Raw genomic sequence first — 25,161 nt, forward strand, 5'->3', positions numbered from 1 at the left:
CAATGAAAAAATATAAATCAATAGGAAAATTGCTGGCAGTTTCTTTCTTGACTGCTGCCATTGCTTCTGCTTGTACGGAAGACGCAATGGATAAAATCAATGAAAACCCTAACAATCCTCTGGATGCGCCTGCAAAATTTTTGATTACAGACTTAGGGGTAAGCACTGCATTCAGCACTGTGGGAGGGGATTTCTCGCTCTATTCTTCTGTTTACATTGAACACGAAACGGGTATATCCAACCAGCTTTACCGGGCGGAAGTACGTAGCGGAGAGCCTACAACGGCTACTACCTACAACAACGCATGGATCAACGTGTATTCAAATATCAAGAACGCTAAAATCGTTATCAAGAAGTGTGAAGAAGATCCTTCGGAAAAAGGAAACGTAGTGACGGAAGCAATTGCTAAAATCCTGCTCGCTTACAACGGAGCAGTGGCTGCCGATGTATTTGGAAATACACCGTACAGCCAGACTGGTATCCTCAATCCGGACGGCACACCAATGTATATGCAGCCCAAAATAGATACGCAGGAAAGCATTTATCAGGAAGTGATGCAGAATCTGGATGATGCCATCACTCTGCTGAATAACGGTACTGCCAAAGATGCAGGTCTGTCCGGCGCAGTCGGTTCTAAAGACTTGATCTACGGTTCAAACACCAGTACTCAAGCAAGTATGTGGCTCAAGACAGCTTATGCGTTAAAAGCACGCTATACAATGCGTCTGCTCAATAAAAGTGCCAATAAGACAACTGATCTTCAGAACATTCTTACTTATGTGAGCAAATCATTTGCTAATGCAAGTGAAGAATGTAAACTGGCTGTTTATGACGCTGATTCGCAGTTGAATCCGCTTTGGTCATTCAGCTATAGCCGTAACAGTTTGGCAGCCAGTGCCAGTCTGATTGAAAAGTTTGTTGAGCGCAATGACCCCAGAGCACCGCAAGCATTTCTGGAGCCCGATCCCACCGGCTATATTGCTTATGGATACGGAGGTACGCAAGCTACAGACATCGCAAGTATCAAAGCAGCTCCTAACGGAACCCCGCAAGAGTTGCAGAACAATTATGGTATGTCAATGATATCATGGGCAATGTCGGCTCCGACTCTTTTAATCAGTTATCATGAAGTGAAATTCCTCGAAGCAGAAGCATTATGCCGCTTGGGAGGCAGACTGGATGAAGCTAAGAGTGCTTTAAAAGCTGCAATCACTGCCGGATTCGAGAATCTGGAAAACTCAATTATAGATGCCGCTGACACTTGGGTAGCTGATGGCGACAGTGATTTGGGTGCAGATGTAGCAGAAACCTATTTCACGGATGAAGTAGAACCGTTATTCGATGCCAACCCTCTGCAAGAGACAATGATACAGAAGTATCTCGCCTTCTTCGGTGCATCCGGCGAATCACTGGAAGCCTATAACGACTACCGTCGTTTGAAAGGTGCAGGAGAAAACTTCATTGTACTGAAGAACCCGCTGAACAACAATAAGTTCCCATTGCGCTTCGGTTATGGAGCAGACGACGTATTGGCAAATCCTGAAGTGAAAGCTGCTTTCGGTGATGGCCAGTATGTATATAGCGAAGCGGTCTGGTGGGCCGGCGGAAACAAATAATGAACTTAAAATCTCTCAAAGGAGAGACTTTACATAGAGTCGTTTCTGTACTCTAACAAATTAACAGAGGCGAACAAAAATAGGCCAACCGTGAGGTTCGCCTATTTTATTTTATCCAATTTCATCAGATGAATGCTCAAATATAATAGAGAAAAAGGAATATTCAACGGCATCTTTTACATACCATTTTTCTACCCAATCATACTCTTTTTCTACGCTATTCCGTATTTAACGTTTAAGCATCTTTTAAATAAATTAAAAAAATTCCCGTACGAATCAATTTCACCACTGCAAATCGGGTAGATATTTGCTTAAAGTAGTGCGGAGAATACTCAAAGTAATAGGTTTCACCAACACTTCAGTTGCTCCTGCGTTCATTGCGTTTTCCTTATCCGAGCTGAAAGCATAAGCTGTCTGCATGATAATAGGAATTTCAGTATTAGACTCACGAATTATCTTCGTTGCCTCCAACCCGTTCATCACCGGCATCTTGATATCCATCAGCATTGCTTTGGTTCTTTCCTGATGCTGTTGAAACAACTCCACCATTTCCTGCCCATTTTTAGCCCACTCGATATCACACTTTTTGCCTATGATAGCCTTGATTAATTTAAAGTTGCTGTCATCGTCTTCAGCTACTAAAATTAAGGGTCTGAATTCATTCATTTGTTCGCTTTCCATATCGCTTATATATTGTTTTTTTATCTGTTTTTTGGGATTAATCTCCCTTTTCAGCCCGCAAGTTATAAAAAAGATTCATATATTTCGCTATCTTTGCGCCTCAATTTAAAAGAATAGTATGATTTCTGTTGACGGACTAGCCGTAGAGTTTGGCGGCACTACTTTATTTAGTGATATTTCTTTCGTAATTAATGAAAAAGACCGCATCGCACTGATGGGTAAAAATGGGGCGGGAAAAAGTACGCTGCTGAAAATTTTGGCAGGCGCACGACAACCGACACGTGGAAAAGTTTCCGCGCCCAAAGATTGCGTAGTAGCCTATCTGCCTCAACATCTGATGACGGAAGACGGAAGAACAGTGTTTGACGAAACGGCACAGGCTTTTTCACATCTGCATGAAATGGAAGCGCAGATTGAAAAACTGAACAAAGAGCTCGAGACACGGACGGACTACGAGAGCGACAGTTACATGGCGCTGATTGAAGAAGTGTCTGCCTTGAGCGAGAAGTTTTATTCGATTGACGCAACTAATTATGAAGAGGATGTGGAAAAGGCATTGCTCGGATTAGGGTTCACCCGGAGCGATTTTCAACGCCAGACGAGTGATTTCAGCGGTGGATGGCGGATGCGCATCGAGCTCGCTAAGTTGCTGTTGCAGAAACCGGACGTACTCTTGCTCGATGAGCCGACGAATCATCTGGATATTGAATCTATTCAATGGTTGGAAGATTTCCTTATTAATAACGGGAAAGCAGTTATCGTAATCAGCCACGACCGCAAATTCGTGGATAATATTACAACACGCACCATCGAAGTGACGATGGGACGTATTTATGATTATAAGGTGAACTATTCCCAATATCTGCAACTGCGTAAGGATCGCCGCGAACAGCAGCAGAAGGCATACGACGAGCAGCAGAAGTTTATTGCTGAAACGAAGGAGTTCATCGAACGATTCAAAGGAACATATTCAAAGACGTTGCAGGTACAGAGCCGCGTCAAAATGCTGGAAAAGCTGGAATTGCTCGAAGTCGATGAGGAGGATACTTCTGCATTGCGACTGAAATTCCCGCCTTCACCCCGTTCGGGCAGTTATCCAGTTATCATGGAAGGTGTTGGAAAGGCATACGGAGAGAAAGTGGTGTTCCGCAACGCTAACCTGACGATTGAGCGTGGTGATAAAGTAGCTTTTGTCGGTAAAAACGGTGAAGGTAAATCTACACTCGTGAAATGTATCATGAAGGAAATCGAACATGACGGTACACTGACTCTAGGACATAATGTACAAATCGGATATTTCGCTCAGAATCAGGCTTCGTTGATGGATGAAAACCTGACAGTTTTCCAAACGATTGATGATGTAGCCAAGGGGGATATCCGGAACAAGATTCGTGATTTACTGGGTGCTTTCATGTTTGGTGGTCCCGAGGAATCAATGAAGAAGGTGAAAGTACTTTCGGGTGGGGAGCGTACCCGCCTTGCCATGATTAAATTGCTGTTGGAACCTGTCAACCTCCTGATCCTGGATGAGCCGACGAATCATCTGGACATGAAAACGAAAGATATCCTGAAACAGGCATTGCTGGATTTTGACGGCACGCTGATTGTTGTTTCACATGACCGTGACTTCCTCGACGGACTGGTGAGCAAGGTGTATGAGTTCGGTAATCAAAAGGTGACGGAACATCTTTGCGGCATCTACGAGTTCCTCGAAAAGAAAAAAATGGATTCGTTGCAAGAACTGGAAAAGAAATAATAAATAATAAAAAGAGGGTATCGGCTGCAGGCGGAATAAAAGTATTTGTATATTTGCAACATCATTTATAACAGGCAGTTAGAAAAAAATGGATGAAACAAGGCAGTTATACATTATAAGCGGATGTAACGGAGCTGGTAAAACAACAGCTTCCTACACTGTACTGCCTGAAATTTTATTATGCAAAGAGTTCGTTAATGCGGATGAAATCGCCAAAGGTTTATCACCGTTCAATCCGGAAAGTATGGCTATAGAAGCCGGCCGTCTGATGTTGAAACGTATTAATGAACTATTAGCTGCTAAAGTAAGTTTCTCTATTGAAACAACATTGGCAACCCGTTCATACACCCGGCTCATTCAAAGAGCACAAAATGCCGGATATAAAGTCAGCTTGATTTATTTCTGGCTGAATTCTCCGGAACTTGCCGTCAACCGTGTGTTACAACGGGTCAATGAAGGGGGACATAATGTACCGATGGACGTTATCTACCGCCGATATCAGGCAGGCATTAACAATCTGTTTCAGATTTATATGCCGCGTGTAGACTATTGGCTGTTAGCCGATAACAGTATTTCTCCTCGAGTAATTGTAGCCGAAGGTTACCAACATGGCGAGGATCGAATATATGAACTTGAACTTTTTAAATGCATCAAGAATTATGTCAAATAATGAAATGCAAGAATTGAGCGATAAATTACGACGCGGTCTTCAGCTGGCAGAAAAGCGATTGCTGGAAAAAAATGCTCGCAATGGTAAACTCCTTAGTCAGGGAACACCAGATGGAAAAGTAATTTATGTATCAGCAACAGAATTGCTGGAACGTTTGCAAGAAAAAGAAAAGGAATCAATAAAAAAATAAATTCTCTAAAAGAAAGGATGAAAGGGAAGAAACGAATAATAGTAACTCTGCTGTTTTTAATCAACATTATAATGTTGGTGGCAGCCGTTATTCCCCATCATCATCACCCCAACGGAATGATTTGCATGAAGCAGGACTTGCCTGTAGAACAACAATGTCCCACGCATCATCATCACCCGGGAAACGATTCATGTTGCAGCAGCGAATGTATGACTCGTTTCTACTCTCCCACTCCATCCGTACATACGGATAGCGGACCGGATTATGTATTCATCGCTACCCTGTTCACGGATGTAATCATCGAACATCTATTACGGCCACAAGAGAGACGGATTAAGAACTATTACGTCTACCGAGACTCTCTGCATGGCACGGATATACACCGTGCCACTCCTCTTCGTGCCCCTCCCTACTCTGTTTTTGCGTAAAAGCGTAAATGCAAATCAGTTGCATTTGCGTTACCTTATCTTTGTAGCGTAAAAAAACAGTAAAATTTAGTAGGAAAATATCATTATGAAAAAACTTATTTTCGTAGGAATCCTAGGCTTATTCGTGCTGGGTTCCTGTAATAATAGTACCGTCACACACACACACAATGAACACGATCATGCCACGGAAGGACATAATCACGAGGCAGAGGGTTCCAATCATTCTCATGAAGGCGAATGTAGCGGAGAACACAACCATGAAGCGGCCGATGGACATAACGAGTCTGCCGAAGCGCACAGTGATGAAATCATCCTTCCGAAGGCAAAAGCTGAAGCAGCCGGTGTCAAGGTGAGCGTTATCGAACCTGCACCTTTCCAGCAAGTGATTAAAACCAGCGGACAGGTGCTGGCTGCCCAAGGTGATGAATCGGTTGCCGTAGCTACAGTGGCCGGCGTTGTATCTTTCCGTGGAAAAGTAACGGAAGGAATGAGCGTCGGCAGCGGCACGCCGCTAGTCACGATTTCTTCAAAAAATATCGCCGACGGTGATCCGGTACAACGTGCCCGCATTGCCTACGAGGTATCTAAGAAGGAGTACGAACGTATGAAAGAGCTTGTTAAAAACAAGATTGTATCTGACAAGGATTTTGCACAGGCAGAGCAAAGTTATGAAAATGCCCGCCTTAGTTACGAAGCCCTTTCCAAGAATCATTCGGCTATCGGCCAAAGTATTACAGCTCCTATTGCAGGATATGTGAAAAGCATTCTTGTGAAAGAAGGTGACTACGTGACCATCGGACAACCGCTGGTGAGCGTGACGCAGAATCGTCGTCTTTTCCTCCGTGCCGAAGTGTCGGAAAAGTATTATCCATACCTCCGTACAATCAGTTCCGCCAATTTCCAGACTCCTTATAATAATCAGGTTTACGAGCTGAAAGCATTGAACGGCAAACTTCTCTCTTTTGGAAAAGCTGCCGGAGACAACTCTTTTTATGTGCCTGTCACTTTTGAGTTCGACAATAAAGGGGAAGTGATCCCCGGATCATTCGTAGAGGTGTTCTTGCTTTCTTCAACGATGGAAAACGTACTGTCTCTCCCACGCACGGCACTGACAGAGGAACAAGGTATCTTCTTTATCTACCTGCAACTGGACGAAGAGGGTTATAAAAAACAGGAAGTAACGATAGGAGCCGACAACGGTAAAAGTGTTCAGATCCTGACCGGAGTGAAGGCTGGCGACCGTGTAGTGACCGAAGGTGCTTATCAGGTTAGACTGGCAAGCGCTAGCAATGCCATCCCGGCACATAGTCACGAACATTAAAGCGGCGAGGTGCCGCAGCCGGATTTTCTTGCGGCGCATCTATCAAGTTATTTATAACTCTCAATTAATGAAATATCATGCTTAATAAAATTATACATTACTCCCTACACAACCGGTTGGTTGTAGTCTGCGCGGCCATCCTCCTGCTAATTGCGGGAACGTATACCGCCATGCATACGGAAGTAGACGTATTCCCCGACCTGAACGCACCTACGGTAGTCATCATGACCGAGGCCAACGGTATGGCTGCAGAAGAAGTTGAACAGCTCGTCACTTTTCCTGTTGAAACTGCCGTAAACGGAGCTACGGGTGTACGCCGTGTCCGCTCTTCTTCTACCAACGGATTTTCCGTTGTCTGGGTAGAATTTGATTGGGGAACCGATATTTATCTCGCTCGCCAGATTGTTAGCGAGAAGTTAGCAGTGGTGAGTGAATCACTGCCGGTCAACGTTGGTAAACCGACACTCGGCCCACAATCTTCCATCTTGGGCGAAATGCTCATCGTCGGTCTGACTGCCGACTCCACTTCGATGCTCGATCTTCGTACAATTGCGGACTGGACTATCCGTCCCCGTCTATTGTCTACCGGAGGAGTGGCACAGGTTGCCGTACTCGGAGGAGATATCAAAGAATATCAGATTCAGCTGGATCCCGAACGGATGCGTCATTACGGCATTTCGATGGGAGAAGTGATGGCTGTGACACAGGATATGAACCTGAACGCAAATGGAGGTGTGCTCTATGAATTTGGAAATGAATATATTGTACGCGGTGTACTTTCAACTTCTAAAACAGAGCAACTTGGCAAAGCGGTAGTAAAGACAGTGAACAACTTCCCTGTCACGCTGGAAGATATTGCGGACGTAACCATCGGACCGAAAGCCCCGAAACTGGGAACTGCTTCAGAGCGTGGAAAATCTGCCGTACTGATGACTATTACCAAACAGCCGGCTACCAGTACGCTGGAACTGACGGATAAACTGGAAGCATCTTTGAAAGACCTGCAAAAGAATCTGCCACCAGACGTAAAAGTTTCAACGGACATATTCCGTCAAAGCCGCTTTATCGAAAGTTCCATCGGCAATGTGAAGAAATCACTCTTTGAAGGAGGTATTTTTGTAGTAATCGTACTCTTCCTGTTCCTAGCAAATGTGCGCACTACATTGATTTCATTGGTAACGCTGCCTCTTTCCCTGCTTGTTTCGATTCTGACGCTGCATTACATGGGACTGACAATCAACACCATGAGTCTAGGAGGTATGGCGATAGCCATCGGCTCATTGGTAGACGACGCCATCGTCGATGTGGAAAACGTGTATAAACGACTGCGGGAGAACCGTCAGAAAGCAGAAGCGGAAAGGTTAAGTACACTCGAGGTGGTATTCAATGCTTCGAAAGAGGTGCGGATGCCTATACTTAATTCTACGCTGATTATCGTTGTCAGCTTTGTTCCGTTGTTCTTCCTTAGCGGAATGGAAGGCAGAATGTTGGTTCCGCTGGGCGTTGCCTTTATCGTAGCATTGTTCGCGTCGACAGTAGTTGCTCTGACGCTGACTCCGGTGCTCTGTTCTTATCTATTAGGAAGCAATAAGACAAACAAGGAACTGAAAGAAGCTCCCCTTGCCCGTTGGATGAAAGGGATTTATGAAAAGGCACTGACTTGGGTGCTGGCACACAAACGAGTGACACTTGGAGGTACAATCGCACTCTTTGTGGTTGCGCTCGGAGTGTTCTTTACACTCGGACGCAGTTTCCTTCCTTCCTTTAATGAAGGATCGTTCACCATCAATATTAGTTCTCTACCGGGTATTTCACTGGAAGAAAGCAATAAAATGGGACATCGGGCAGAAGAGTTATTGATGACGATTCCCGAAATACAAACCGTAGCCCGGAAAACGGGACGTGCCGAACTGGACGAACATGCATTAGGGGTAAACGTTTCTGAAATAGAAGCTCCGTTTGAACTGAAAGATCGTTCGCGCAGTGAACTGGTAGCTGATGTACGTGAAAAGTTGGGTACTATCACCGGGGCAAATATAGAAATCGGACAACCAATCAGCCACCGTATCGACGCTATGTTATCGGGTACGAAAGCGAATATCGCTATCAAGCTATTCGGAGACGATCTGAATAAAATGTTCTCACTCGGTAATCAAATTAAAGGAGCTATCAGTGATATTCCCGGTGTTGCCGACCTGAACGTGGAACAACAGATTGAGCGTCCGCAGCTGAAAATACAGCCTAAACGGGAAATGCTGGCTAAGTTCGGTATTACTCTGCCGGAGTTCTCGGAATATGTGAACGTAGCTTTGGCTGGAAAAGTGATCTCGCAGGTTTATGAGCAAGGCAAGAGTTTCGATCTGATCGTGAAAGTGAAGGATGATGCCCGGGATGAAATAGAAAAAATCCGCAACTTGATGGTAGACACGAATGACGGTCGCAAAGTTCCTTTGAGCTATGTAGCAGAAGTGGTATCGGCCATGGGACCAAATACGATCAACCGCGAGAATGTAAAACGTAAAATTGTGATTTCTGCCAATGTGGCCGACCGCGATTTGCGTAGTGTTGTAAATGATATTCAGAAACGCATCGACACATCGGTGCAACTGCCCGAAGGCTATCACATCGAGTATGGCGGACAGTTTGAAAGTGAGCAGGCTGCCAGCCGGACACTGGCGTTGACTTCATTTATCAGCATTGTAGTAATCTTCTTGTTATTGTATAATGAGTTCCGCAGCGTGAAAGAGTCGGGCGTCATCTTGCTGAATCTTCCGCTGGCACTGATCGGTGGTGTATTTGCTTTGGTGATTACAACAGGAGAAGTCAGTATTCCGGCTATCATCGGTTTCATTTCCTTGTTCGGTATTGCAACGCGTAACGGTATGTTGCTCATCAGCCACTACAATCATCTGCAAAAGGAAGAAGGTTTGAATGTGTATGATAGTGTGATCCGAGGTTCTCTCGACCGTCTGAATCCGATTTTGATGACGGCATTGTCTTCTGCACTGGCACTGATTCCATTGGCACTCGGCGGCGACTTGCCCGGTAACGAAATTCAAAGTCCGATGGCAAAAGTGATTTTAGGAGGGTTATTAACGTCTACTTTTTTGAACGGTTTTATCGTTCCGATTGTTTATCTGATGATGCATCGGAAAAAGGCCCAGGAAAGCCTGTAGCGGGTGATGTTTTTCCTCGGTGAGGAAACCATCGTTCCCCGGTGAGGAACCAAGTGTTTCTCGGTGAGAAACGGGTCGTTCCTCGGTGCCAAACAAATAGATGTCTTATCATAAAGTATCTATCAACAATAGCTTGTAATAAATAAAGAAATTAGAAATGAAACAAATCATGACCATAAGCGCTGCACTTCTTTTCTTAACCATAGGCAAAGTGCAAGCCCAAAACGGAATTGAACAGGTATTGAAGAATATCGAAACGAACAATAAGGAGTTGCAGGCAAACGAGCAACTGATTACTTCGCAGAAGCTGGAAGCTAAAACGGATAATAACCTGCCTGATCCTACTCTTTCTTACGCACATCTATGGGGAGCGAAAGATAAAAGCGAAACAATCGGCGAACTGGTTGTTTCACAAAGCTTTGATTTCCCTAGTTTATATGCTACACGCAACAAGTTGAATCGTCTCAAAGCCGGAGCTCTTGACAGTCAGTCGGATGTTTTCCGTCAAGAGAAGCTGTTACAGGCGAAAGAACTTTGCCTGGATATTATCATGCTTCGTCAGCAAAAGCATATTCTGGAAGAACGCCTCCGCAATGCGGAAGAACTTGCAAAGATGTATGCCAAGCGTCTTCAAACGGGAGATGCAAATGCTCTCGAAACCAACAAAATCAATCTGGAACTGTTGAATGTCAGAACAGAAGCGTCTCTGAACGAAACAGCACTCCGCAACAAACAGCAGGAGCTGAATACGCTGAATGGTAATATTCCGGTAGTTTTCGAGGAAAACCAATATCCGGCTATACCTTTCCCTACTGATTATCAAATATTGAAGTCGGAAGTCATGGCAACGGACCGTACTCTTATGGCACTCGGCAACGAAAGTCTTGTTGCCCGTAAACAGATTGCTGTCAATAAATCACAATGGCTACCCAAACTGGAACTCGGCTACCGCCGGAACACAGAAACAGGCGTACCTTTCAACGGTGTAGTGGTAGGTTTCTCTTTCCCACTTTTCGAAAACCGGAATAAGGTAAAAATCGCTAAAGCACAGGCTCTTAACATTGACTTGCAAAAGGATAATGCTACCCTGCAAGTGGAGTCCGAATTGGCACAGCTTTACCGGGAAGCGAAAACACTGCATGCTTCGATGGAAGAATACAGCAAGACTTTCCAGTCGCAACAAGATCTGTCACTGCTGAAACAGGCTCTGACAGGTGGACAGATTAGTATGATTGAATATTTCGTTGAAGTTTCTGTCATCTATCAAAGCCATCAAAATTATCTGCAACTGGAAAATCAGTACCAGAAAGCAATGGCACGGATTTACAAGAGTAAACTGTAAATAGTACATAAAATCCTTTAGACATGGATTACGCTGAACATACTAATTTCTATTTTAAGTGATGTAAGTATGTTTATATAATCCGTGTCTAAATATATCTCCCCTCTCATTTTCTTCAAGTTCCAACTAAATATTTCAAAATAATATGTTACATTTGCAACGAACATAAAATACAGATTATGAGACCTAAACAATTCTATCTATTCATGTTATGTTGCATCCTTACACTATTCAGTGGATGTAAAGAGGATGAAGAAAATCCACTTCGTTTTTACAACAGTGAATATGAAGTGCCCATGGGTGGCAGACGTTACCTTGGACTGGAAAGCGGAAATGGTGATTACTCACTTGAAGTTAAAGACACACGCATCGCAAGCGCAGGAACCGAAACCGGCTGGACCGGAGTACCTGCCGGACGTATGATTTATGTTACCGGTATTCTCACCGGGCAAACTTATCTGACAGTAACGGACAACGCCACACAAGAAACCTGCACCCTGCCAATCAAGGTTGTCGACAATTACGAAGATATAAAGTTGCTCCGCAGCTACTTGTCTAACTTACCCAACGGAGACGCAAATCTTCTGCCCGGCATTTCCGACATTTTTCTAATTAACAATCACGCACGGGATGCTTATTTTTTCAAACAGGGAGAACAAACAGCTTTTTCATCCGGACTAACCTTAATAACTCGAGGAAGTTACAAACTGGAAAAAGAAGAAGGAAATAATGAGAAAGCTATACTGACTCTCACCTTTTCGGAAGATGTGGCAACACCTATTTCCAATCATAAATTCATCTTGTGGGGAAACGCATACGTATTTCACCGCTTGGATAAAAGCTTGAATCTGAATTGGAATACTCCACCCATCGGAGAAACGCGGACATCACCTGCACCACCTCCTTCCTACACGCTGGAAGAAATCGCTGGAGGTGAACCAGGCACAGGCAAACAAATTAGTTTTACCCTTTCCGAACAGGAAATACCTGCCGGAATACTGCCTTAATCAGCAGGGTCTTCTTTAATCAACTGTACTTTCCGATAATATGCGTATATTTTCCGGCAAGTATCCGCTACGAATACGCCATTCTTGCGGATAAAGATTATTGGCACGATTACCGATGTTTTTCACAAATCCGAGAGGAATATGCCGGTACGTAAGCAAAACATATCCACGAGGGGCTGTTACCGGCAAGGTAATGGCCTCTTTTCGTAAATAAGTGATAGCCTGTTTATAACTTATTTCTTCCGTAGCGAAAGCTTCCCGGCATAAAAGTGAACTACACATCGCCAATGCATGGTCAGGTATCAAATCCTTTCCTTTCACTTCTCCTATCTCCACTCCTGCCGATACGATTTTCAGGCATTGTTTCATTGCCATTAATTCATCAGCATAATGCTTTGAAAAAGCCCGGATACTTGTTCCTTCTGCCGACAATATATACTTGTCCGAATTTTCATCATTCAGCCAGCTTTTTGCAATATTCAGCTGTTCTTTCGAAACAGGAGAAGATGCTGCTCCTCCTTTCTTATCTTTCTTTTTAGAAGTCTTCTCCTTGGCGAAAGAAGATACCGGAATCTCGTCTCCTGTCTCCGGCTTTCGAAAAGCTGCCAGGAAAAAGCCTTCGCCTTTCGTCTTATGAGGGAAAAAATGATAGACAGGAATAGAAGATTTAGAACCATCACAATTATCCGGTAAAAGATCTCCTGTTATATTCCAGTTTTCCTGTACCTGCACAGTTAACGGCTCGGCTCCATACTCTTGTTGAATCCAACGTGCATTCTCTTCGTCCTCTTTTGTATTAAATGTACACGTACTATATATAAGAATTCCCCCAGGCTTCAACGTGTCCCAAATATCTCCAATAATCCGCCGCTGCCGCTGCCAACAGATTTCTACATTCTCGGGACTCCACTCTTCTACAGCAACAGGGTCTTTACGGAACATACCTTCACCGGAGCAAGGGACATCTGTAAGAATCACGTCAAAGAAAGATGGCAAAGCCGCAAAATCTGCCGGATCATTATTGGTTACCACTACATCCGGATGTCCCCATTTCGTTAAATTCTCCGCAAGAATCTGCGAACGATTCCGGATGACTTCATTAGCCACCAGTAAACTCCCTTCAGGAAGCACACTACGGGCATGAGTAGACTTTCCACCGGGAGCCGCACAAAGATCCAGCATCTTTACCGGTCCGGTGACATACTGCCGGAGCACCTGCTCCACAAACATAGAAGAAGCCTCCTGAACATAATAACAACCTGCATGAAACAATGGATCAAACGTGAAAGTGAGACGCTCATCCAAGTAAAATCCTTCGGAAGACCAAGGGACTTGATTAAATTCAAAATTGAAAGCTGAAAGTTGAAAATCAGTAATACAGCCTGCTTGCGGTACAATTCTGCATTTTCCATTTTCAATTTTTAATTTCCCATCATTCAACCGGATGCTGACAGGTGGTTCTTGTTGGATGGCAACAGCTAATTTGTCGTATTCTTCATCGCCCAGCAGGGCACGGGTATAATCTATAAAAGAAGCGGGTAATTCCATTTTTCGTTATTAATTTCCGCAAATATCAAAAATATTTCGTCTCTTTGCAACTTTCTATGATATTAACTACGTCTAACAGACAAAGAAATAAATAAAAAAACTATTGATATGAAAAATTTTCTATTAGCATTGATGGTTGTACTGACCACTTGCACACTGGCTATTGCCCAAAACCAAACTACTGTTGTCCGCGATTCCGTCGGAAAAGTAAAGGTAACTGTGACCAAAGACAATAAAGCAAAAACAAACAATACTGCTGTCACAGTCATCGGGGTAGATACAGCGGACACTGATTCCACAGAAGTAGATGCAAACTCAAGTAATGTCAGTACTGGTCATGGTAAGGCCAGTTTTACATTCGAATCGGATGACGACGATTTCCCATTCCACGGCTTTGGTATCAACGGAGGAATTCTCGTAGCAATCATATCAATCATTGCCGTTTTCGGATTTCCGGTATTCATTCTGTTTGTAATCTTCTTCTTCCGTTATAAAAATCGGAAAGCACGCTATCGTCTTGCCGAACAGGCACTCGCTGCAGGTCAGCCATTGCCAGCAGAATTTATTCGTGAAAACAAAACGGTTGACTCACGTTCACAAGGCATCAAGAACACCTTTACAGGTATCGGTCTTTTCATCTTCCTTTGGGCAATCACCGGTGAATTCGGAATTGGAGCGATCGGTTTACTCGTTACATTTATGGGTATCGGACAATGGATCATCGGTAGTAAACAACAGGCTCAAGGTACAGATGCTCCCCGGACGTATACTACCCATAAAGATGAAAAAAAGAATCAGGATAACGTCAAAAACGATAGCTTCGAAATTATCCCTTCCGCACCCGGAGAGAAACATAATGAAGTAAACGAAGCAAAGAACGACGAGAATAAATGAGCCAACTCAATGATATATCGTTAGTCGCGCAGGTCGTGGTGTTCAAGAACACCAGGGCCTTCGACCAGTTGGTGGAGAAGTACCAGTCGCCCATCCGGCGATTCTTCCTGAACCTGACTTGCGGTGACAGCGAATTGAGTGACGACCTTGCACAAGATACATTTATCAAAGCATATACAAACATTGCCTCTTTCCGAAACTTGTCAAGTTTCTCTACGTGGCTGTACCGTATTGCTTATAATGTTTTTTATGATTATATTCGCAGCCGGAAAGAGACAGCCGACTTGGATACAAAAGAAATAGACGCCATCAACAGTACCGAACAAGAGAATGTAGGACAGAAAATGGATGTTTATCAGTCACTCAAAATGCTTAAGGAAGTGGAAAGAACCTGCATTATGTTGTTCTATATGGAGGACATTAGTATCGACAAAATAGCAGGTATTGTAGGAGTACCGTCAGGAACGGTGAAAAGCCACCTGTCACGTGGAAAAGAAAAATTAGCAACGTATTTAAAACAAAACGGTTATGACAGAAATAGACAATGATAAGCTCTTGCGCGATTTCTTCGCAGAAAACAAGCAGGAAATAGCAGACAACGGATTCAGTCGCCGTGTCATGCACCATTTACCCGGTCGTAGCAACTACCTGGCTCGTATCTGGAGTGCCTTCGTAATGACTGTGGCTGCCGTACTTTTTGTATGGTTAGGCGGATTGGAAGCAGCTTGGGGAACAATAAGAGAAGTATTTATCAGTATGATTAATCATGGTACTACCGGCCTTGATCCAAAGTCAATTATTATCGCGGCTGTCGTATTATTATTTATGGCTACACGAAAGGTTGCTTCTATGGCATAAACAAAATAAATACAGATTAAAAGTCCAAAGCATAAGTTTCCCGGATTTTTATCTTTATGAGTCAAAGAACTCTTTATCCCTCTCTTTTAGTGTTAAACAATAATAAATCTACCCTTTACTCCAAGTAAGCCCAAACATAGATGTTGTATATTTGTTGCTCTGTAAACTAAAATAGAGAGAAGAGTTTTGAAACTACGTATATTTATTTTATTTCTATTCCTGCCTTTATTACATGTTCAGGCAGATGTCATCGACAGTCTGATGACGCAGCCCAGAGACTCAATCAGACTAACAAGCGATTCCCTAGTACTGCATTTCTTGGAAGAGTCAGGAATCCCTATATCTGATAATAATAAAGTCAAACTGCTAAAAAGCGGACGGGAGAAGTTTATCGATTTATTTGAAGCCATCCGGGAAGCTAAACACCATGTTCATCTGGAATATTTCAACTTCCGAAATGACTCCATTGCTAATGCTTTGTTCACTTTATTAGCCGAAAAAGTGAAAGAAGGTGTTGAAGTACGAGCTATGTTTGACGCTTTCGGAAACTGGTCGAACAACAAGCCCCTTAAAAAGAAACACCTCAAGAAAATACGTGAACAAGGAATCGAAATCGTCAAGTTTGACCCGTTCACCTTCCCTTATATCAATCATGCCGCCCACCGCGACCATCGCAAAATTGCTGTTATCGACGGAAAAGTGGCATATACAGGCGGAATGAATATCGCCGATTATTATATCAACGGACTACCCAAAATCGGAACCTGGCGTGATATGCACATGCGTATCGAAGGGGATGCTGTCAATGATTTGCAGGAAATTTTCCTGACAATTTGGAACAAAGAGACTAAACAGAACGTAGGAGGAGAAGCTTATTTCCCCCAACATGAGGGACAGACAGACAGCACAAATATCGTTGTAGCAATTGTAGACCGTACCCCGAAAAAGAATAGCCGTATGTTGAGTCATGCCTATGCCATGAGCATTTATTCGGCACAAAAGAATGTTCATATCGTCAATCCTTATTTTGTACCGACTTCTTCCATCAAAAAGGCGTTGAACCGGACAATCGACCGGGGAGTAGATGTAACCATCATGGTTTCCTCTGCTTCCGATATTCCTTTTACCCCGGATGCCGCACTTTATAAGTTACATAAACTGATGAAAAGGGGAGCTACTGTCTACATGTACAACGGGGGATTCCATCACTCGAAAATTATGATGGTCGACGACTTGTTCTGCACAGTCGGTACTGCCAACCTGAACAGCCGCAGCCTACGATATGACTACGAAACAAATGCCTTTATTTTTGATAAAAGAATAACGGGTGAATTGAATAATATGTTCCGAAACGATATCGAGCATTGCACCCAACTGACACCGGAATTTTGGAAAAAGCGTTCTCCCTGGAAGAAGTTCGTCGGCTGGTTTGCTAATTTATTCACTCCATTTTTGTAATTTTGTACGGAGAATCATTTTCACTGCAAATTATTCATTATGAAACAATACCTGGATTTACTCAATCGTGTACTTACCGAAGGCACGGAAAAAAGTGATCGTACCGGAACCGGAACGATCAGTATCTTCGGTCATCAGATGCGTTTTAACCTTGATGACGGTTTCCCGTGTCTGACAACCAAAAAACTGCATCTGAAATCAATCATATACGAATTGCTTTGGTTTCTGCAAGGAGATACAAACGTGAAATACCTGCAGGAACATGGAGTACGTATTTGGAACGAATGGGCGGACGAGAACGGTGATTTGGGGCATGTCTATGGTTATCAATGGCGTTCATGGCCTGATTACAACGGTGGCTTCATCGACCAGATCAGCGAAGTAGTGGAGACACTCAAACACAATCCGGATTCACGCCGTATCATCGTTAGTGCGTGGAACGTAGCAGATTTGAACAATATGAATTTACCTCCCTGCCATGCATTCTTTCAGTTTTACGTAGCAGACGGGCGGTTGAGCCTGCAACTATATCAACGCAGTGCCGATATATTTCTCGGTGTTCCCTTCAACATTGCTTCATACGCATTATTACTGCAAATGATGGCACAAGTGACAGGTTTGAAAGCCGGCGATTTCGTTCATACTTTCGGTGATGCTCATATCTACCTGAACCATCTGGAACAAGTGAAGCTCCAATTATCACGGGAGCCTCGTCCATTGCCACAAATGAAAATCAATCCGGACGTGAAAAACATCTTCGATTTTAAATTTGAGGACTTCGAGTTAGTAAACTATGATCCGCATCCGCATATTGCAGGAGCAGTAGCCGTGTAAAAAATATGAGTAAAGTATCCATCATTGCTGCCGTAGACCGCCGCATGGCTATAGGCTTTGAGAATAAGCTTCTTTTCTGGTTACCGAATGATTTGAAACGTTTCAAAGCATTAACTACCGGAAACACCATACTTATGGGACGCAAAACTTTCGAGTCATTACCGAAAGGCGCATTGCCCAATCGAAGAAATATCGTTTTATCTTCCAATCCGGATACAGTATGTTCCGGTGCGGAAGTGTTTCCTTCACTCGAAACGGCTTTGAAAAGTTGCCGGGAGGATGAACATATTTATATTATAGGAGGGGCAAGCATTTATCAGCAGGCTCTTTCCTTCGCTGACGAACTTTGCCTGACAGAGATAGACAGTACAGCTCCCGAAGCTGATGCCTATTTTCCGGAAGTATCTTCAAAGGTATGGCAGGAAAAAAGCAGAGAAGCCCATCCTGCGGATGAGAAACATCTCTGCTCTTATGCTTTCGTTGATTACGTAAGAAAGTAAGAAAATTGTTTCTTACTGTGATCCAACCACGAATACTGACTAATGATTAATCTTCATCTTCTATGTCGACCATAATCGGCATCTGCCGCTTAATGGCTTCATGGAAGGAGATTAATGTTTCGGTACGCGCCAAGCCCAATGGTTGCAACTTATCGTGAATAATACTCAATAAGTGGTGGTTATTCTTCGCGTAAATTTTGATAAACATATCGTATTTTCCGGTAGTGAAATGACATTCCACCACTTCGGGGATAGCCTCTAAAGCTTTTGTTACCGAGTCAAAGGATTCGGGGTCTTTTAGATATATACCAATATAAGCGCAAGTCTCATATCCGATTTTCTCGGGGTCGATAACATACTCCGAACCTTTTAATATTCCTAGATTAGTAAGCTTCTGAATACGCTGATGGATCGCAGCACCGGAAACATTACATGCTCTTGCCACTTCCAAAAAAGGAATACGCGCATTCCCTGCAATCAGTCTCAGAATTTGCTCATCTAAAGCATCTAATTGATGATGTCCCATTTTTGAATCAAATTGTTTTTATCAATGAATCTTTTATGCAAAGTTAGCGATTTTTCGACAACAAATACTATAATCTATTACTTTTATTTGCAGAAAGCGGATAAGTCAACAATAGTTCGTACCTTTGCGAAAAACATAAATATACCATTTATATGAAACATATTTGCTGTATCATTCTGTGTTTCTACACTTCTATAGGAAGTTATGCCCAGAATTTTGCTGATTATTTTCAGAACAAAACATTGCGAGTGGATTATATCTTTACCGGGGATGCTACACAACAGTCTATTTATCTGGATGAGCTTTCACAGCTTCCCACCTGGGCAGGCCGTCAACACCATCTCTCCGAACTTCCCTTGGAAGGCAACGGACAAATTATTGTGAAAGACCTTGCCAGCAAACAGTGTATCTACAAAACTTCTTTCTCTTCTTTATTTCAAGAATGGCTGTCAACAGACGAAGCCAAAGAAACAGCTAAAGGGTTTGAGAATACCTTTCTTCTTCCCTATCCTAAACAGCCTGTGGAAATAGAAGTGACTTTATATTCTCCGCGAAAGAAAACAATGGCTACTTACAAACATATCGTGCGTCCGGATGACATATTGATTCATAAACGGGGAGTATCACATGTTACTCCACACCGGTATATGCTGCAAAGTGGCAATGAAAAAGACTGCATAGATGTTGCTATCCTGGCAGAGGGATATACAGAAAAAGAAATGGATATATTCTATCAGGATGCACAACGTACCTGCGAAAGTTTGTTTTCGTACGAGCCGTTCCGTTCCATGAAGGGTAAATTTAATATTGTTGCCGTAGCCAGTCCTTCAACGGATAGCGGTGTCAGTGTTCCTCGCGAAAATCTGTGGAAAGAAACGGCGGTTCATTCTCATTTCGATACCTTTTATTCAGATCGCTATCTGACTACCAGCCGGGTAAAGTCTATCCACAATGCATTGGCAGGCATCCCCTACGAACATATCATTATCCTCGCTAACACAGATGTATACGGCGGAGGAGGAATATACAATTCTTATACGCTGACCACGGCTCATCACCCCATGTTCAAACCGGTGGTAGTGCACGAATTCGGGCACAGTTTCGGCGGATTGGCCGATGAGTATTTTTATGAGGATGATGTGATGACGGATACTTATCCACTGGACGTCGAACCGTGGGAACAGAATATTTCAACACAGGTGAACTTTGCTTCCAAATGGAAAGATATGCTTCCACTAGGCACTCCGATCCCTACTCCTATTGCTGAAAGAAAGAAATATCCGGTAGGAGTATATGAAGGAGGCGGCTATTCCGCTAAAGGTATTTATCGTCCTGCCTACGACTGTCGCATGAAAACAAACGGATATCCGGAATTTTGCCCGGTTTGTCAACGTGCCATCCGCCGAATGATTGAGTTTTATGTTCCTTAATTGAATAACAATCATCGATGGTAACCAATGGTAAATACTCATCCAAAAACAAAATCAATATACAATCATATTATTGTCAAACTTAAAACCCAAACCTCATGATTAGACTTCAACCAATCAGTACGTCGGACCTGCAACATTACAAATTCATGGAAGAGCTCCTGATTGATGCATTTCCACCGGAAGAGTACCGTCAGCTGGAACAACTGCGCGAGTACACTGACCGTACGGGCAACTTTCATAATAACATCATCTTCGACGATGACCTGCCAGTCGGCTTCATTACCTATTGGGATTTTGACAGTTTCTACTATGTAGAACACTTTGCAACCAATCCTGCCCTGCGAAATGGAGGTTATGGAAAACGTACACTGGAATACTTGTGCAATTATTTAAAACGCCCGATCGTATTGGAAGTAGAACGTCCGGTGGAGGAAATGGCCAAACGACGTATCAGCTTTTATCAACGCCAGGGCTTTACACTATGGGAAAAAGACTACTGTCAACCTCCTTACAAACCCGGAGATGATTTTCTTCCCATGTATTTAATGGTACACGGAGAGCTGGATTGTGAAAAGGATTTTGAAACAATCAAAAAGAGAATACATAAAGAAGTATATGGAGTAAAAGACAATTAAAAAAGAATCCCGATAGAAAGAGTTGTACAAATGTGTAATATTAATATATAAAAAAGAAGGGTGTCCAAACCGATTTGGACACCCTTCCTTTTTATATATCAAATTAACTAATTACTTTTCACCACGTTTAGTAGCTGAATAGTTAATCTTCAAAGCATAAGATTTTCTAAGAGCATTTTTTACGTCAGTAATAATACCCATCTTTGTCTTTTGGTCTACTTTCAGAGATACAGTCATTTTAGCTGCATCACCTTCATTCATACTTGCACGTTCCTGGAAAATGAAGTCCTGTACTTCACCAACTTCAGCATAGCTGTCGTTGAGCTGAATACGACTTTCAGTACCCATTTTTGCGCGATATTCCTGCGTAGGTTCTCCTACATAGATGAATGTTACCAGCGATTTCTTCTCCAGTTTTTCGAGTTCAGTACCTTGCGGAAGTGTAAACTGTACCTTTAACGTTACCTCACGCATTGTTGTTACAATCATAAAGAAGAACAACAAGGTAAAGATAAGGTCAGGCAACGAAGAAGTATTCAATGCCGGCATTTCACGTTTACCAGTCTTATTAAATTTTCCCATTACTTACTTCTTTTTTTCTCCGTATTTTTTAGGTTCTGCTTCAGAAATTCGTTGCGGATAAATTTCACGAATCGCTTTTTGCTGATCGTCATTCAATTCCGCATATGTAGTTCCAAATTTCTGTTCAGCCAACTCGTCTCTCAATTCATTGTATGCAGCCACCAATTCGTTCTGCACGCTGATATAAGCCTGATAAGAAGATCCACGGTCATTCTGCAAAGAAATTACGTGCTTGTCATTAACCAGATATGTGCCAAAGAATTCTACATTCTTTTGTGTTTTTTCAGGCATATGTTCTGCGTTAGCAACGTTAGCAATAAATTCTTTAGCTTTCTCTCTCAACTGATCAACACCGATATAATCATTACCGCACATCAAAGCATCATCTTTATTCAAGTATACCTGCAATACGTTACGTTCTTTGATTTTATCAGTATTATCCTGATCTTGATCTTCGGGCGGTGGAGGCAAAAGTCTTGCCAAACCACGGTCCGTATCCATTGATGTTGTAATCAAGAAGAAGATCAGCAACAAGAAAGCGATATCCGCCGTAGAACTTGAGTTAATATCAGGAACTTTTCTTTTTCCTCTTGCCATTGTTATTACTTATTTAATTGAGAATTACTCAATTGATTAGGATAATTTCTTCTTTATGCCACTCACGATGATTGCAACAACTGTTACAAACAACAGGATGTAAATAGAATAAAGGAACATATCTGTTATTTTCAGCCAAAAAGGAACGTTGTCTGTACCGCTATAGCCCTGAATCTGCATTGGTGTTCCGTCACCCATAGACCAAGCAACAACTAAAACAACAACTAAAAGAACCAAACCAAGTAAAGATTTGATAGCATTTGCCGGATTATCTTTCAAGGCTGCTCCAAATTGGAATATTGCACCAAGTATAGTAGCTGCAATGGCAATGCCAAACAAAGCATACATCAAATAAAGTAAGGCGTCTGTTTGAGCCGGCTGCCACATCTCGGGATCTACCCCCGCAATCACTGCATCGCCTGTTGCATCTCCTCCTAAGAAGAAAAGGCACAATACGATCAGGATGATGGCAAACATCGCATAAAGTGCATAATACGATGCTCTATATGTTAACTTACTCATCTTCGATTATTTTTTGTATTTCAAGTTATATTTGATTACCATGTCTAACAAAGAGATAGAAGAATCTTCCATTTCGCTAGTCAGAGCTTCAATCTTAGCAAGTACATAGTTGTAGAATACCTGAAGGATCAATGCTACGATCAAACCGAAGATAGTTGTAATCAAGGCAACTTTCATACCACCTGCAACAACCGTCGGAGAGATATCACCTACCTGCTGGATTTTATCAAATGCCTGCACCATACCGATTACAGTACCCAAGAATCCGAGTGACGGAGCCATTGCGATAAACAGTGTGATCCAAGAACATCCTTTTTCAAGGTAACCAGCCTGTACACCACCGTAAGATACAACTGACTTCTCAACTACATCAATACCCTGATCAATTCTCATCAGACCTTGATAGTAAATAGAAGCAACCGGACCTCTGGTGTTACGAGCAATGTCTTTAGCAGCTTCAACATCACCTTTTTCCAAAGCAGCTTCGATAGATGCCATGAATTTTTTTGTGTTGATTTCGGCCAAACTCAAATAAATGATACGTTCGATACAGAAAGCCAAACCGATCACCAAAGCGATAGCTACCAAACTCATGAAAGATGCAGTACCTTCGATGAATTTAACTTTGATTTCCTTGTGAATACCACCTTCTTCTGCAGCAGGAGCAGCAGCAGTAGTAGCTTCAGCGGCAGGAGCAGCTTGTTGTTCAGTTTGTTCTGCTGCAGGAGCATCTTGAGCCTGAGCAAGTTGAATTGAGCCAAAAGTGAAGGCCCCAATCACAGCAACAATTGCAAATAACTTTTTCATTGTGTGTCTAATTTTTAAGATTAATTAATTGATTATTATTATTGTATTTACTTCTCTTCTCTTTTTCATGTCTGCGGAGAGACGGGGATTCGAACCCCGGATACACTTTTGGCGTATACACGCTTTCCAGGCGTGCCTCTTCAACCACTCGAGCATCTCTCCCTGCATGTTTTCTGCATTTTCAGCTACAAATGTATTCTTTTTTTTCTTTTCTTGAAGCATTCTCCCTCTTTTATCTTGAATAAATACTGCAAATTAATATAATTTAAAACCTTTCGAACCTTATTTGCGGATTCCAAACACTTTTAGCGCATTAACAGAAGTGACCTCTGCTACGTGCTCTGGAGTTATCTGATAAATCTCCGCCACCTTCATAAGTGTGTCTTTTACATTGGCGCTCTCATTTCTCTTCCCCCGGTTCGGCACAGGAGCTAAATAAGGGGAGTCGGTTTCGAGCACAATGCGTTCCAAAGGAACTGTCGTCAGTGTTTCCGGTAAAGTCGATTTCTTAAAAGTAACGACTCCGTTAATACCTAACATAAATCCTTCGAATTCCAACAATTTCGCCGCTTCTTCCGATGTCCCGGTGAAACTATGAAAAATGCCGGTCAATGGCGTCTTTTTATAGGGCTCCATTACCTTATATATATATTCAAATGCTTCTCTTGAATGAATTACAATCGGAAGGTCATACTCTAATGCCCACTCTATTTGCTTTTCAAAAGCCAAAATTTGTTCTTTCAGAAAAGTCTTGTCCCAATAAAGGTCGAGGCCTATTTCTCCGATAGCCACAAATTCATTAGAAGTCGACAAGTACTTGCGTACAACTGCTAATTCCTGTTCATAGGATTCATTGACGGAAGTCGGGTGCAGCCCGATCATCGGATAGCAAAAACCCGGATAATCCCTACACACTGACAACATAGCATCAATGGTGGTACTGTCTATGTTGGGCATGAAAATATAGGAAACTCCCGCTTTCCGTGCACGTTCCATCACCTGCGGCAGGTCTTCGGTAAATTCTTCAACAAAAAGGTGAGAATGAGTATCTATCAGCATGATATTTCTTTTTCTTCTTTTACTTTCTCGCTGGAACGATAATAATATATCAGTCCGTAGTCGCGACATTTTTCTAATCTGGTATCATTGGGAGTGACATCCTGATATTTAGCTTCTACCTGGTTCCAGATATCCAGAATCAATTCATCTGCACGCCCACGCATGGATGCCAATTCATCAAGACTGCGACTGGTTAATGCCTGATAGTTTTTCTGCCGTTCGTAGCTTTCCAGAAAAATATCATAATGCACTTTTACACGTGCAATAGTCGGATTATAAATAGGTATGCCGCCTTGAGTTGTTCTTTGTTGTTCGCCTTCAATTATTTTCTTCCCCCACTCTACCAGTGCGGCTTCACTCAACAGGTCCGGCACTGTGTTTGAAGCAGGCAGGCCATATAATTCTTTATGCGCCACTTTGATTTCATCGCGAAGTACTGCCAAATTGAGTACTTGGATAAAATGAGAGATATACAACCGGGCGGTCTTCACGTTCATCTGATGCTTACGGCTGGCACGCGACTGGTTGTTGTAACACTGTGTATAATAAATTTGCGCAGCCTCGAACCGATGTAAGAAATTACGTGCCTCAAATAATGTCTTTAATGTAATAGCCAAGTCACGTACGTTATACATCTCCCCCTTTTCGACTGCCGCTTTCAACGCCCGAACTCTTGCTTGATCAGTATTTGGTAATCGTCTGTAAGGCATATCTCTGACAC

At 42.7% G+C, this 25,161-nt stretch carries 26 protein-coding genes and 1 tRNA gene; 17 read left to right on the plus strand and 10 right to left on the minus strand.

The window, feature by feature from the left end:
- Positions 1 to 2: 2 nt before the first annotated feature.
- Positions 3 to 1,616: a SusD/RagB family nutrient-binding outer membrane lipoprotein gene (locus DW862_RS14210; protein WP_120068937.1), complete on the plus strand. Its 1,614-nt coding sequence runs from the start codon at positions 3 to 5 to the stop codon at positions 1,614 to 1,616.
- Positions 1,617 to 1,898: 282 nt separating this feature from the next.
- On the opposite strand, the gene DW862_RS14215 is transcribed toward DW862_RS14210, so the two are convergent.
- Positions 1,899 to 2,297, minus strand: coding sequence for a response regulator (locus DW862_RS14215; protein WP_004314143.1), 399 nt, complete (start codon positions 2,295 to 2,297; stop codon positions 1,899 to 1,901).
- A gap of 118 nt (positions 2,298 to 2,415) precedes the next feature.
- Between DW862_RS14215 and DW862_RS14220 the strand changes: the two genes are divergently transcribed.
- From DW862_RS14220 to DW862_RS14255, 8 genes are all read left to right on the plus strand, one after another.
- Complete coding sequence (locus tag DW862_RS14220; RefSeq protein WP_015531460.1) at positions 2,416 to 4,053, plus strand: ABC-F family ATP-binding cassette domain-containing protein; 1,638 nt, start codon at positions 2,416 to 2,418, stop codon at positions 4,051 to 4,053.
- A gap of 88 nt (positions 4,054 to 4,141) precedes the next feature.
- A complete protein-coding gene (locus DW862_RS14225; RefSeq protein ID WP_004314141.1) occupies positions 4,142 to 4,723 on the plus strand; it encodes a zeta toxin family protein in 582 nt (193 codons plus the stop codon).
- Positions 4,713 to 4,913: a hypothetical protein gene (locus DW862_RS14230; protein WP_004314140.1), complete on the plus strand. Its 201-nt coding sequence runs from the start codon at positions 4,713 to 4,715 to the stop codon at positions 4,911 to 4,913. Before DW862_RS14225 ends, DW862_RS14230 begins: the two co-directional genes overlap by 11 nt.
- Before the next feature lie 17 nt (positions 4,914 to 4,930).
- Complete coding sequence (locus DW862_RS14235) at positions 4,931 to 5,341, plus strand: DUF6769 family protein (RefSeq protein ID WP_008024755.1); 411 nt, start codon at positions 4,931 to 4,933, stop codon at positions 5,339 to 5,341.
- 85 nt (positions 5,342 to 5,426) lie between these two features.
- Complete coding sequence (locus DW862_RS14240; RefSeq protein ID WP_008024757.1) at positions 5,427 to 6,662, plus strand: efflux RND transporter periplasmic adaptor subunit; 1,236 nt, start codon at positions 5,427 to 5,429, stop codon at positions 6,660 to 6,662.
- Between the two features lie 77 nt (positions 6,663 to 6,739).
- Entirely contained in the window at positions 6,740 to 9,838 is a 3,099-nt protein-coding gene (locus DW862_RS14245; protein ID WP_120068941.1) for an efflux RND transporter permease subunit, read from the plus strand.
- A 157-nt stretch (positions 9,839 to 9,995) separates the two neighbouring features.
- Entirely contained in the window at positions 9,996 to 11,180 is a 1,185-nt protein-coding gene (locus DW862_RS14250; protein ID WP_120068944.1) for a TolC family protein, read from the plus strand.
- A gap of 179 nt (positions 11,181 to 11,359) precedes the next feature.
- On the plus strand, positions 11,360 to 12,187 hold the full coding sequence (locus tag DW862_RS14255; RefSeq protein WP_049702126.1) for a hypothetical protein: 828 nt from the start codon (positions 11,360 to 11,362) through the stop codon (positions 12,185 to 12,187).
- 15 nt (positions 12,188 to 12,202) lie between these two features.
- Here DW862_RS14255 and DW862_RS14260 read toward each other — a convergent pair whose 3' ends face one another.
- Positions 12,203 to 13,735 carry an rRNA cytosine-C5-methyltransferase gene (locus DW862_RS14260; RefSeq protein WP_120068948.1) on the minus strand — a complete coding sequence of 511 codons (1,533 nt, stop codon included), beginning with the start codon at positions 13,733 to 13,735 and terminating at the stop codon, positions 12,203 to 12,205.
- A 108-nt stretch (positions 13,736 to 13,843) separates the two neighbouring features.
- On the opposite strand from DW862_RS14260, the gene DW862_RS14265 reads away from it, so the two are divergent.
- The 6 genes from DW862_RS14265 to DW862_RS14290 all read left to right on the plus strand — a co-directional run bounded on the left by DW862_RS14265 (position 13,844) and on the right by DW862_RS14290 (position 18,279).
- Positions 13,844 to 14,629 (plus strand): DUF6249 domain-containing protein, encoded by a 786-nt coding sequence (locus tag DW862_RS14265; protein ID WP_087318894.1) that lies wholly within the window; start codon positions 13,844 to 13,846, stop codon positions 14,627 to 14,629.
- Positions 14,626 to 15,177: an RNA polymerase sigma factor gene (locus DW862_RS14270; protein WP_004314132.1), complete on the plus strand. Its 552-nt coding sequence runs from the start codon at positions 14,626 to 14,628 to the stop codon at positions 15,175 to 15,177. Before DW862_RS14265 ends, DW862_RS14270 begins: the two co-directional genes overlap by 4 nt.
- Complete coding sequence (locus tag DW862_RS14275; RefSeq protein WP_087318893.1) at positions 15,158 to 15,487, plus strand: DUF5056 domain-containing protein; 330 nt, start codon at positions 15,158 to 15,160, stop codon at positions 15,485 to 15,487. Before DW862_RS14270 ends, DW862_RS14275 begins: the two co-directional genes overlap by 20 nt.
- A 186-nt stretch (positions 15,488 to 15,673) precedes the next feature.
- Complete coding sequence (gene cls, locus DW862_RS14280; RefSeq protein ID WP_165861926.1) at positions 15,674 to 16,945, plus strand: cardiolipin synthase; 1,272 nt, start codon at positions 15,674 to 15,676, stop codon at positions 16,943 to 16,945.
- 39 nt (positions 16,946 to 16,984) lie between these two features.
- Positions 16,985 to 17,779 (plus strand): thymidylate synthase, encoded by a 795-nt coding sequence (locus DW862_RS14285; protein ID WP_008019458.1) that lies wholly within the window; start codon positions 16,985 to 16,987, stop codon positions 17,777 to 17,779.
- A gap of 5 nt (positions 17,780 to 17,784) precedes the next feature.
- Positions 17,785 to 18,279 carry a dihydrofolate reductase gene (locus DW862_RS14290; RefSeq protein WP_008024774.1) on the plus strand — a complete coding sequence of 165 codons (495 nt, stop codon included), beginning with the start codon at positions 17,785 to 17,787 and terminating at the stop codon, positions 18,277 to 18,279.
- A 46-nt stretch (positions 18,280 to 18,325) separates the two neighbouring features.
- Here DW862_RS14290 and DW862_RS14295 read toward each other — a convergent pair whose 3' ends face one another.
- Positions 18,326 to 18,805, minus strand: a complete 480-nt coding sequence (locus DW862_RS14295; RefSeq protein ID WP_004315769.1) for an Lrp/AsnC family transcriptional regulator — start codon at positions 18,803 to 18,805, stop codon at positions 18,326 to 18,328.
- Between the two features lie 152 nt (positions 18,806 to 18,957).
- Between DW862_RS14295 and DW862_RS14300 the strand changes: the two genes are divergently transcribed.
- The gene (locus DW862_RS14300) at positions 18,958 to 20,235 is read left to right on the plus strand and encodes an IgA Peptidase M64 (RefSeq protein WP_120068952.1); all 1,278 of its coding nucleotides are present in this window, start codon (positions 18,958 to 18,960) and stop codon (positions 20,233 to 20,235) included.
- A gap of 98 nt (positions 20,236 to 20,333) precedes the next feature.
- Complete coding sequence (locus tag DW862_RS14305) at positions 20,334 to 20,873, plus strand: GNAT family N-acetyltransferase (protein ID WP_008024780.1); 540 nt, start codon at positions 20,334 to 20,336, stop codon at positions 20,871 to 20,873.
- A 111-nt stretch (positions 20,874 to 20,984) separates the two neighbouring features.
- On the opposite strand, the gene DW862_RS14310 is transcribed toward DW862_RS14305, so the two are convergent.
- The 7 genes from DW862_RS14310 to DW862_RS14340 all read right to left on the minus strand — a co-directional run bounded on the left by DW862_RS14310 (position 20,985) and on the right by DW862_RS14340 (position 25,150).
- On the minus strand, positions 20,985 to 21,455 hold the full coding sequence (locus tag DW862_RS14310) for a biopolymer transporter ExbD (RefSeq protein WP_004315772.1): 471 nt from the start codon (positions 21,453 to 21,455) through the stop codon (positions 20,985 to 20,987).
- Between the two features lie 3 nt (positions 21,456 to 21,458).
- Complete coding sequence (locus tag DW862_RS14315; protein WP_004315773.1) at positions 21,459 to 22,052, minus strand: biopolymer transporter ExbD; 594 nt, start codon at positions 22,050 to 22,052, stop codon at positions 21,459 to 21,461.
- A 36-nt stretch (positions 22,053 to 22,088) separates the two neighbouring features.
- Positions 22,089 to 22,574, minus strand: a complete 486-nt coding sequence (locus DW862_RS14320; RefSeq protein ID WP_008019454.1) for a hypothetical protein — start codon at positions 22,572 to 22,574, stop codon at positions 22,089 to 22,091.
- Positions 22,575 to 22,580: 6 nt separating this feature from the next.
- Positions 22,581 to 23,381, minus strand: a complete 801-nt coding sequence (locus DW862_RS14325) for a MotA/TolQ/ExbB proton channel family protein (RefSeq protein ID WP_004315775.1) — start codon at positions 23,379 to 23,381, stop codon at positions 22,581 to 22,583.
- 74 nt (positions 23,382 to 23,455) lie between these two features.
- Positions 23,456 to 23,543 (minus strand) — tRNA-Ser (locus DW862_RS14330).
- Between the two features lie 120 nt (positions 23,544 to 23,663).
- Complete coding sequence (locus tag DW862_RS14335) at positions 23,664 to 24,440, minus strand: TatD family hydrolase (protein WP_008024783.1); 777 nt, start codon at positions 24,438 to 24,440, stop codon at positions 23,664 to 23,666.
- Complete coding sequence (locus tag DW862_RS14340; RefSeq protein ID WP_008024785.1) at positions 24,434 to 25,150, minus strand: hypothetical protein; 717 nt, start codon at positions 25,148 to 25,150, stop codon at positions 24,434 to 24,436. Before DW862_RS14340 ends, DW862_RS14335 begins: the two co-directional genes overlap by 7 nt.
- Positions 25,151 to 25,161 lie beyond the last annotated feature (11 nt).

The organism is Bacteroides sp. AM37-9, from assembly GCF_003603455.1.
Classification (GTDB): Bacteria; Bacteroidota; Bacteroidia; order Bacteroidales; family Bacteroidaceae; genus Bacteroides; species Bacteroides xylanisolvens.